10 protein-coding genes are annotated in these 10,467 nt (G+C 33.8%); 3 read left to right on the top strand and 7 right to left on the bottom strand.

What is annotated here, in order from left to right; all coding sequences use genetic code 11:
• Window positions 1–45 precede the first annotated feature (45 nt).
• From RU93_RS11690 to RU93_RS11670, 5 genes are all read right to left on the bottom strand, one after another.
• On the bottom strand, window positions 46–1,461 hold the full coding sequence (locus RU93_RS11690; RefSeq protein ID WP_071875809.1) for a family 43 glycosylhydrolase: 1,416 nt from the start codon (window positions 1,459–1,461) through the stop codon (window positions 46–48).
• A 64-nt stretch (window positions 1,462–1,525) separates the two neighbouring features.
• Complete coding sequence (locus tag RU93_RS11685) at window positions 1,526–3,133, bottom strand: alpha-N-arabinofuranosidase (RefSeq protein WP_071875808.1); 1,608 nt, start codon at window positions 3,131–3,133, stop codon at window positions 1,526–1,528.
• A gap of 90 nt (window positions 3,134–3,223) precedes the next feature.
• Complete coding sequence (locus tag RU93_RS11680; RefSeq protein ID WP_071875807.1) at window positions 3,224–4,099, bottom strand: carbohydrate ABC transporter permease; 876 nt, start codon at window positions 4,097–4,099, stop codon at window positions 3,224–3,226.
• 11 nt (window positions 4,100–4,110) lie between these two features.
• Entirely contained in the window at window positions 4,111–5,016 is a 906-nt protein-coding gene (locus RU93_RS11675; protein ID WP_071875806.1) for an ABC transporter permease, read from the bottom strand.
• Between the two features lie 18 nt (window positions 5,017–5,034).
• Complete coding sequence (locus RU93_RS11670) at window positions 5,035–6,711, bottom strand: extracellular solute-binding protein (RefSeq protein WP_071875805.1); 1,677 nt, start codon at window positions 6,709–6,711, stop codon at window positions 5,035–5,037.
• Window positions 6,712–7,965: 1,254 nt separating this feature from the next.
• On the opposite strand from RU93_RS11670, the gene RU93_RS11665 reads away from it, so the two are divergent.
• Entirely contained in the window at window positions 7,966–9,108 is a 1,143-nt protein-coding gene (locus RU93_RS11665) for an ROK family transcriptional regulator (RefSeq protein ID WP_071875804.1), read from the top strand.
• 161 nt (window positions 9,109–9,269) lie between these two features.
• Here RU93_RS11665 and RU93_RS12420 read toward each other — a convergent pair whose 3' ends face one another.
• Complete coding sequence (locus tag RU93_RS12420) at window positions 9,270–9,401, bottom strand: transposase (RefSeq protein WP_379952633.1); 132 nt, start codon at window positions 9,399–9,401, stop codon at window positions 9,270–9,272.
• Between the two features lie 45 nt (window positions 9,402–9,446).
• The gene (locus RU93_RS12135) at window positions 9,447–9,635 is read right to left on the bottom strand and encodes a hypothetical protein (RefSeq protein WP_169818125.1); all 189 of its coding nucleotides are present in this window, start codon (window positions 9,633–9,635) and stop codon (window positions 9,447–9,449) included.
• A gap of 494 nt (window positions 9,636–10,129) precedes the next feature.
• Between RU93_RS12135 and RU93_RS12415 the strand changes: the two genes are divergently transcribed.
• Both RU93_RS12415 and RU93_RS12205 read left to right on the top strand, forming a co-directional pair.
• Window positions 10,130–10,294, top strand: a complete 165-nt coding sequence (locus tag RU93_RS12415) for a helix-turn-helix domain-containing protein (protein WP_084131456.1) — start codon at window positions 10,130–10,132, stop codon at window positions 10,292–10,294.
• On the top strand, window positions 10,254–10,467 hold a 214-nt coding region (locus RU93_RS12205), incomplete at its 3' end, for a hypothetical protein (RefSeq protein ID WP_211272604.1). The genes RU93_RS12415 and RU93_RS12205, both read left to right, overlap by 41 nt.

Here is a 10,467-nt window from a genome sequence, read left to right as displayed (position 1 = left end):
TTATCTTTTACACAATTATATGGACTTTATCTAGGATTTTTTTAGTTAAGTTAACGTAAACGAGAGAAAGCTCGCATGACCACTTCCCTTAAAAGTAAAATACAAGGCATGGATACCATCCGGAATATTGATATCTATGCTGTTTTCAGTCCAAATATTAGTATACTTAACCGGAATTTCACCAATGACTTCACCGTTCCACGAGGTTTTTACCTCAAAACGACCATCCGCATAGCCTCTTGTTTTTATGCTAATATGCTTAATATTTTCAAAATCAAAGTATTTAAAACCAACTGTTGCTCCCTCACGCATATTTGCAACATAGCTCACTTCAGCATCTCCATCTTTGCCTTCTTGAGTAATCTTTGGAAATGAGTTATTCATCCAAGCATCAAAGGGAGCCGAATACATCTCTTCTTCCTGACAGAATAAATTACAAGCGATGTATGTTGGATACTCACCGGTACCTAAAAAAGGTTTTTTATTCATCCCTAAAGAAGTCATCTCGACTTGTGGAATTGAACCATCGGGTAGTATTTTAATAGGCTCTGCCATGCCTTGACGACTAAAATTAGTGCCATTTGTATGACGGTGATAAAATATATACCAATCATCATTGATGCACGCCATACCTCCGTGATTATTTCCACCATAATACATTGGCTGATTAATAGGTTTATAGGAGTCAATGCCGATGTCATTATTACTAATGACTACTCCTCGATATTCAAAACCTTTAGTTGGGTAGCTACTAGTTGCATAACATAATTCATGCATAACAACAGATGAATAAACTAAATAATATATGGAATTAATTTTTCGGATTGAGGCACCTTCAAAAAATGGATGTTCTTCAAAAGTTGTTCCCTTAGCACGAGACTCTGAGGGGATAACAAATTGTGGTTCCTTAATAATAGTTAGCATATCTTCGTTCAATACTGTCACCATCATTCCCGACCGACTATCATCATTGAATCCTCCAAATCCGGTATATAAATAGACTTTACCATTCTCCATTAGAATTGCTGGATCGAACTGGGGTTCATCAGTCGATTTTTCACCTAACAACGTACCATCTTGATAGTGCACGTAACCATAAAATTCATACTTTCCCGCCGGAATGTCGCAAACCGCAACGGATACGACAGAGACTTTATCTAATATATAATACAAATAATAGCGGCCATCTAATCCTCTAATAACATCTGGTGCATAAAGACACATTCGCCCATCTTCATTTAATGGATCGTCTGTCTTGCTATAAATGATTCCTTCATAACGCCAATTGTTCAATTCATCAACAGGAGCCGAATAACAAACATAATCATTTAAACAGTAAACATAACCGTTAAACTGATCGTGACTTCCATAAATATAAATTCTTCCCTCAAATATACGAGGTTCACCATCGGGTATATACTCATATGAAGGAAGATAAGGGTTTCTAGCTTGTGTTTTCATATGTTCTCCTTCCGAAAATTGCCATCTGAACTTATGAGTAAGTACAGACGGCAATATTATATTTTTATTTTTTTAATTTGATACTGACTACGCTACACTTAGGTAATGTCACATGTAAAACTGTTTGAATTACTTCTAAACCTTCACCAATGACAGTTTTTTTGTATTGTTTAAAAGGTTTTAGACATACGTTATTTTTAGCATCGAAATCGTTATATTCGTTAAAATCACCTGTCAATATTTCAGCTGCTACGACTTCAAAACTTCCTCCTAGTATAACCATATTTGTCGAAATAGGCTTATCATGACAACAATTACTTATTGTTACAAAAATTTCCCCTAACTCATTAATAGAAGCTGTATGAGAAAGTTCATCCAATGGTAGGTTTTCTGCCGTTAATGGCGTATTATTTCTATCAATTGCATTCGGATTAAAGATACTCTTATCATCAGTTGCTAGGTTCGTTTCGATACCATATGTCACTTTATCTACTGTTTGAAAACTCTCAAGTAACGTTGCTTCTTGATGCTCTTGATACAATTTAAACACATGATAAGTAGGTGTTAAAACAATTTTGTCACCCTCAGTCAGGATAACTGATTGCAGAACATTCACTATCTGAGCTATGTTTGCCATATGTACAATATCACTATGTTTATTAAAAATATCAAGTGACAAAGAAGCAACCAGTGCGTCACGCATGGTATTCTGTTGAAATAAAAAACCAGGGTTGGAGCCTTCAAGGACGTCGTACCATGTACCCCATTCGTCAAAGATTATTTTAACCCGTTTTTCTTCATCGTATTTTTTCATGATTGCAGCATGACGTTTGATGATTTCATCAATCCAAGTTGCTTTACGTAGAGTAATGTAGTATTCGTCGAGTGTGAAATCCGTGGCACTTCCCTTACATTCCCATGAGTTACTAGGAACTGTGTAGTAATGCAAGGAATAACCGTCGGCCAAATGAGATACATTCTTCATTACTTCCTCTGTCCAATCCAAGTTAAGACCATTAATTGTATTTCCAACACCAGCGCCACAAGCAATTTTAAATAACTTATTCCCTCCGTATTCTCTCACATAGGTCGCATATTTCTTGTATTCTTGAGAATAGTAACTTGCACACATATTGCCTCCGCAACCCCAGTTTTCATTACCTATACCAAAATATTTAACTTTATAAGGATCTTCTTGACCATTTTCTCGACGCAGTTCAGTCATTGGAGAAATATCCGAGGATGTCATGTATTCCACCCATTCTTGCATTTCTTGAACAGTCCCTGATCCCATATTCCCGTTGATATAAGGTTCACACTCAAGCTGCTTACACAATTCGAGAAATTCATGAGTCCCGAAGGAGTTGTCTTCTACTAATCCGCCCCAGTGATTATTAATCATTTTTTTTCGTTTTGATTTTTCTCCAATACCGTCTTTCCAATGATACTCATCTGCAAAACAACCACCAGGCCATCTTAATGATGGAATACCCATTTCTTTAAGTGCTTTGACAACATCTTTTCTCATTCCATTTACATTTTCAATTTCAGAAGATTTACCAACGTAAATCCCTTCGTAAATACATCTCCCTAAATGTTCTGAAAAATGGCTATAAATATGTTTACTAATTTTACTTTTTTTCTTATTACTATCGATTATGATTCTTGTCATTATATATCTTACCTCCACTTAAGCATTTTATCCCGGAGCCGTATTTTGGGATTTCGCATCTACTTAGAAAGACTATAAAATAATTTTTTTCTACTCTTTGACTCCACCAAGTGTAATTCCTTTAACAAAGAAACGTTGTAAGAATGGATAAACCACTACGATTGGTAACGCTCCCAAGAAAATTTGAGCACTTCTAAGTGTTTTATCTGAAATAGTCGATAATGCCATAATCTCTTCTCTTGAAAGTTGTGAGAAGGTTTTTTGGACAACAATTGTTTGAATATAACTTTGTAGCGGATAGTTATCCGGATTATTCATGTAAATCAACCCATCAAACCAACTATTCCAATGGAATACTAACGAAAATAAAAGTATCGTTGCAATCGCTGGTGTAGATAGCGGCACATATATTCTCCATAATCTTAACCACTGACTAGCCCCGTCCATTTCAGCCGCCTCATCTAATGAACGTGGAATTTGTTTAAAGAAGTTCAAGAGTAGAATTACGCTAAATACTGGGACCGCAGTCGGTAAGATTAAAGACCACATCGTATCAATTAAGCCTAGCTGTTTGACGACTAAAAAAGACGGAATAAGACCTCCGTTAAATAGCATTGTTACGAAGAAAAACCACGCATAAACTGTCCTATATTTAAATTGACTCTTGGGTTTTGCTAAAGGATATGCACAAAGAATTGCCAAAAAAGTGTTAGTAAATCCTCCTAAACCAATTCTCGTAACTGAAATGCCCATTGCTCGCCAAAACTGAGGTCTTTTAGCAACAAACGAATACGAATTTAATGAAAAATCCTTTGGCCACAAAATGACTTTCCCAGTTGCAGCAGCATCACTAGAACTTAGTGATACTGCTAAAATATGTAACAAAGGTATCAAGCAGAGAAGGGCTAATGATACCAAGAATAATGTATTCACTAGATTAAAAGTATCTATTTTTTTCTTTTCCATCATAAAGCCTCCTAAAATAGTTCATAATCAGCAAACTTGTATGCTGCTAAATATGATATTGAAACAAATAAAAATGAGATAATAGATTTGAATAAACCTACCGCCGTTGCAACACCAAACTGGGCATCGAGTAACCCAATTCTATAAACAAACGTATCCAATATATCTCCACTAGCATAAACAGGTGGACTATATAAATTAAATATCTGATCAAACCCTGCATTTAAAACGTTCCCCAGTGATAATACTGTCATAAGTACAATGACAATTCTTATACCAGGTAACGTTACATGCCAAATCTGTTGCCAACGATTTGCACCATCTATCTTAGCCGCTTCGTACAGTCCAGGGTCAATCCCTGTTACTGCCGCAAGATAAACAATTGTCCCATAGCCAAACTCTTTCCAAGTTTCTGTTACAACCATTGTTCCTCGAAATGTTTCATTACTACCAAGGAAAAAAACTGATTCACCACCAAATGCTTCAATTAATTTATTTACAATTCCGTCTGAAGGAGAAAGAATGTCAATAAAAATTCCACCTAACACTACCCATGAAAGAAAATGCGGTAAGTAAATAGCAGTTTGAATACCCTTTTTTACTAAGACATTTTTAAGTTCATTTATTAGAATAGTAACAATTAATGGTACAATCAGCCCTAATAAAATTTTGAAGATGGCAATTATCACTGTGTTATAAATTACACCCCCAAAATTCGGAAGATTAAATACATATTTAAAGTTTTCAAGTCCAATAAACTCTTGATCTCCAAACATCCCCTTAGCAGGTATAAATTTTTGGAAAGCGATAATAACTCCTGCCATCGGAATATAGCTAAAAACTATCAACAATATAACCCCTGGTAGTAGCATCAAATGAAGAGGGAATTCACGCACTAACTTTTTAAACCCGGACATATCTCAACCACTCACCTTCTATAAGGAATCTTTCCAATCATTTACTTCTTTGGTGATATTTTCACCTCCGAGCTTATAGTAATCTTCTACAAACTTGTCAAAGTCATCGATTGGAGCTTCACCCATAATAATTTTAATAAAGACTTCTTTTTCCATTTTTTCTAAGGTTGCTCTTTTTTCCACCATTGTTTCAGTTGGTGCTCCTACAAAACTATCATAAAGAAGTAAACCGTTCTCTTGGTATCCTTGCATTTTCTTAAAAGCTCCCTCAATTCCATATATTTTTTCCCAACCCCATTGGACTTTATCACCAGCAAGGAAGCCTTCAACGTTATCATTAACAACTTTTGCTTCGCCTTCTAGCTCACTTTGAGTGCCATTTTTTCTTGCTTCCTCAATTGCATTAAAAACGTCTAAGTTTTTTGTAGCTTGGTGTGGAGTCACTGGACTAAACTTCCAAACACCAACATTATCAATTTCTTGTGGCATATAGTAATACCCAAACTCACTATCTTCCCCCCAGTTTGTTTCTAAGAATTGATTTGCCATTTTAACTGGTACTTCCGGATAGTCAAATCCTTTTCTAACTGCGTAGTACAACTGTGTTCTAAATTTCAAAGGAACCTTTGCCTGTTCATCATCAATGGATACAAGAGGATATGATATCCAATTGGCATTTTCATCATTGTTATAGTTTGAAATTAACGGATACATTGGATTCCACTGTTCTCCAAAATCTATTCCAACTTTTCCCGATGCAACCATCTCGGCAACAATACTACCTTCTTTGATTCCAAATTCTTTATCAATTTCACCTTTTTTATACATGTCTGCAAGAGCAGATAGAGCCGTTTTTACTTCTGGCTGCACACTACCATATTGTAGTTTTCCATCTTTTTCAACCCAAATATTTGGATAAGCATGGTACCCTGCAAAAAAACCTTCAGAACCTCCCCAACCTGAATAGAAATCTTTTGTTAATGCAAGACCGTATGTATCATCTTCACCATTACCATCTGGATCTCCAGTTGTAAACGCTTCAGATATCTTCAATAATTCCTGCATAGTTGTTGGTGCGTCAAGTCCTAATTTATCAAGCCAATCTTTTCTGATCCATATATATTGTGCACTTTCTAATGAACTATCCATTTCAGGAATAGCCATTAATTTTCCATCTACTTTCGCAGAATTAAGAACTGAATCTCCTTCTCCCGCATAGGTCTCTTTGGCGAAATCAGAGGCGTACTCATTCCAAACTTCAGTAAGATCTTCAATTTCTCCTGACTGTGCAAGCTGTTTTAGTGTAGTCGCATCTACTTTTATGACATCTGGTAAATCACCCGATGAGAGCGTTAAATTCATCTTTTGTTTGTATGTGTCATCAGCATAACCACCTTTGACTGTCCAATCGTAGGTTACATTAATCCCTAAATTTTCGCTGTATGAATCTAACCAGCGATTATTCTCAACAGTTTCACCAGGTGTCTTGGGAAGTATATTTGTTGACATATCATCATCAACCGCTCTTACAAATGAAACATCGATTGGCGGATTATACTTTCCAAAAGGTCCTTCTTCGGCGACTGATTTTTCCCTGCTAGATTCATTCTTTGCATTAGTCTTTGACATACACCCTGTCAAAGTCACAACACATAGACCTAATACCATTGTTTTAAATACCAAATTGTTTTTCATGATTTCCTCCTATAAAAATATTTTTTCACTCACTAGATTAATACTTCTAAATACAGATGATAATTTAGAATGTTCTTCACATATTTAAGATGATTGGATTCAAGTGTATGTCGTGTCGATCATTCTTTAAATATATTTGACTAATGACTCAAATTTTTTATTAGCAATAATATCAGCAATAATACTTTCTTTAAAGTTAGCGTAGCATTTTTCTTTTCAATTATTGTAGAAGTAGTAACATTTCAGTTTAACAGCTTAGCGTACCACGCAGGACTAAGCTTCCTAATAAGCAATGGAAGCTAGTAATAAGTCTTGCATTTCAAGTGATAAATGATAGGCTTTTGAATCGAAATTAATCCCGTCAGGAGTAATTTCATCATTTTCTAATGTTTCATACTCGAATATATAATCAGCTCATGTTGTATGATTTTCTTCTAGATTTAATTTGAAGTAACCTTCTGCAGCATGATATTTAATAATTTCTATTGTGGTTCCCACATAACAGTAATACTATTTTTTGATAACGCTTACTAATTTTTCTATAATAATAATTGTACTTTATGACCAATTTCCCACTATAAGTAATAATTTTTTTGAATAGAAAATCAATATTGTTATATTAAAATTTCATATCAATATTTAATAATAATTTATAACCTTTATACACTCCAAAACACTAATAGCACTCCCTTCCTAGTTTTTTGAGATATTAAATTTTTTTACTTATGAAGCAACATATGATTGAATATCTTCATGATTAATAGATGACACCTCCGTTACACAGTGTGGATCAGAAAATATCTTTACGGGGAATCCATAATAGTTTAATGTTCGTTTCTTATGTCTTCTCTTTGATTAATCCTGTAATTCTATCAATATTCGTAAAAATTTCTTCTATTCTTCTAGCAAGTTATCCTCAAAAATAATATTAATATCACAGAAAAAAAAGTACTCCATATTTAATGTTTGATAAAGTTCAAAAATGTCTCTAATAAATTTTTACAGTTTTTTCATTGACGTCTCGCCGAAATATATACATTAGTTTACAAGGTTCTCAAAAGAGTCTGGTTCATAGTGTACAAGTATCTAACATAAAAACGCTTTCATTATCTGATATAAAAAATTATTCTTAAACCTCCTTTAAATAAATATCTTGCTTTTAGTTAGTTTGTACGTTAAACTAACCTATATTGAATATGATAAATTAAAAAAAAAGACTTGTCAAGTATTTTTATAAAAAGGAGTTAACATACCATGATCAATAGTAAGTACACTATTAGAGAACATAATGAAGCAATCATTCTAAAAACATTGATTGATGAAAAAGAAATTTCACGAGCTGCTCTAGCTGAGATTAGCGGATTAAATAAAGCTTCAGTTTCTTCCATCACCAAAAAGTTATTAGACGATAAATTAATTGTCGAGACTCGCGTCGGTAACGCTAGCAACTTAGGTGGTCGGAAACCAATTATGTTGACATTCAACAGTAAAGCGGCACTTTCATTAGCATTAGATGTTGCCCCCCATTACATCGAAGGCGTTCTTACATATATTGATGGAGAAATCGTATCTGAAGTCAGTTTTCATGATCTCGATATAACAATTGAAAATTCGTTAGAACAGATTTTACGTGTAATCAATGATTTGACTTCAATATTGCCAAAAACACCACATGACATTGTGGGTCTCTGCATAGGAATTCATGGTTTAATTGACGAAGATACCATTCTTTATACACCTAATTATCAATTGCCCCGAAATTTAAAAGAGCAACTGATACAACAATTTAATTTTCCTGTTTATTTAGAAAACGAGGCAAACTTAGCTGCCTTAGGAGAATATACTTTTACTTCAAGAACTGATAGTCTTATCAGTTTGAGCATTCATACTGGTATTGGAGCTGGAATCGTAGAGAATGGGCTACTTAGAAATGGAAAACATCGAAAAGCTGGAGAGATTGGTCATACTATTCTCATTCCTAATGGGAAAATTTGTCCATGTGGAAATCATGGTTGTCTTGAACAATATGCTTCTCATGGTGCTTTGTATCGTGAGCTGTCTGCATCTCTTGGAAAAAATATTACTTCTGCTACAGTGGTTGCCGAGTATATAAAAGACAACCATATTGTAAAGGATGCTTTAAAGAAAAATGCTGAATATTTAGGGATTGCAATTAGCAGTTTTTCTGCTGTTTACGATCCAGATATCGTAATTATAAATAGTTCTATCTACCGACAGATTCCCGAACTGTTACCACTACTTCAAGCACAAATGACTGGTCATTTTTCTAAGGATGTTAAAGTTCAAATAAGCTCCTTAAATCAAAACTTAACACTATTAGGTGGTGTTTCAAAAACAATTCAACATTTTCTTAATATTCAAAACTTAAAACTATGATAAACAGAAAAAGTAAAGTATGAAAGTATTAGGTCATAACTAACTATATACATCCTATTAAATAGTTACTTTTATAAACCAAGCCGATCAATCACTTTATCCGAAATAGTATTTACCCATCGAACAAAAGAACGAACCGATAGTTTAATCTGATACATTTTCTAGAAGAAGACGTTATTAATACAAGTTTCTTTTAACCACTTACATAAGCCCTCAATCTGATTCAATTGAGGGCTTATGGGCGGTAAGTATAATTGCTCTAGACGAGGATTCTCTTTGAAAAAAGTGTTAATAATCTTTCATGATGAACACGTACGTTATCTAATACCATAACAATTTTACCCGATGGATACAAATGCAAGACCCGATTTAAATATGGCTAAAAAGACTTCCGCGTTAAATGAGTCGCTCTCTTCCATATAGACTTTATCTGTTTCAAAGTCTAAAATACTCGTCAATTTCACGCTAAAGTGTTTCCCATAGATTGGGATTTTCTTTTGCTCACCTACAGGCAACAAAGTGTTCATCAACGCTTGATAATTACGAATAGTCGATTCGGCTTCAAAGAGTAAATCTAGTGATACCGAATGGGTTGAAAATTAAATTGAAATAAGCAAGTCTGATCAAAAGTTTTTTGTGAGAAGCACGAGTTTCGTGAATAATTCAAGTTATTATTCATTTTGAATCCTCCTTTCAATTTCTTCTAAGTCTACTTTTACATACTATAAATTTTTGTTGATTTCGATAAATGAAGGTACTTCTGTTACTTGAAAATCGGCTAATTCCTTCAAAGCCATTATAATGGCTCAAAAATTTTTTTTATTACTCACTTTTTGTTCCATTTTAATTCTTTTTTTCTTTTTTTTTCATATTCATATTACCCTGTATAGTTGTTGATATACTAGCAATCCTTAATGGCAATAGCGCAATTCCTCATTGCTAAATGGATTTAAATACCGTATGATTAACCATATATTTTTTTAAGGAGTTTTTATTTTGGAAATTGGGAATCGAATAAAAAATGAAAGAAAAAAAAAGAAATATCTCACAACAACAACTTGCTAATCATCTACATATTTCAAGACAAGCCGTTTCTAGATGGGAAAATAATATATCCCTACCAGACTTGAATACCCTAGTTTTAATTGCTAAGTATTTTGATCTTAATTCGAGAAAAAACGATTGAACAGGCAACACCTTATATTCTTGTATTAACGGCTATTGTCACGATGATTCTATTATTACCTTCTAAGGTTAAGGTACCTATATTATTTTTTGGATTATTATTCATAATCTTTTTTGTTGCTTGTTTACTGATTTATTATATTACGCCGATTGTAAAATTAAGCGAGACAAATA

This window comes from Enterococcus aquimarinus, from assembly GCF_001885765.1.
Taxonomy (GTDB): Bacteria; Bacillota; Bacilli; order Lactobacillales; family Enterococcaceae; genus Enterococcus_I; species Enterococcus_I aquimarinus.
Note: the sequence above shows the minus strand (reverse complement) of the source record. Positions and strands in the feature narration are given on the sequence as shown.